At 43.0% G+C, this 291-nt stretch carries 1 pseudogene; it reads right to left on the reverse strand.

Features of this window, described 5'->3' with window-relative positions:
• Positions 1-291: pseudogene (locus tag AAEY79_RS14445) on the reverse strand (leucine--tRNA ligase); the annotation flags it as partial.

Consider the following 291-nt stretch of genomic DNA (forward strand, 5'->3'; position numbering starts at 1 on the left):
GTATAAACCAGTTCATGACCTTGATTGTCGACAGCTTTGATAATGCGGCCTTTGTCGTCTTTTTCTACCACAGTCACTTCTAAAGGTGATACCCACACTCGGGCACCTTTTTCGTTGTTGTAGTAGTAAGCATCGGCTAAAACCATGCCTTGAGTCAGTAATTGTTTTGCGGGCTCATCACTGTTGACTAAGCCAGCATCACGTAGCAACTTATGGAAGAAGCGGAAATACAATAAATGCATGCAAGCATGTTCGATACCACCAATATATTGATCTACCGGTAACCAGTAG

This window comes from Psychrobacter sp. GW64-MNA-CIBAN-0177 (assembly GCF_040309585.1).
GTDB classification, from domain to species: domain Bacteria; phylum Pseudomonadota; class Gammaproteobacteria; order Pseudomonadales; family Moraxellaceae; genus Psychrobacter; species Psychrobacter okhotskensis.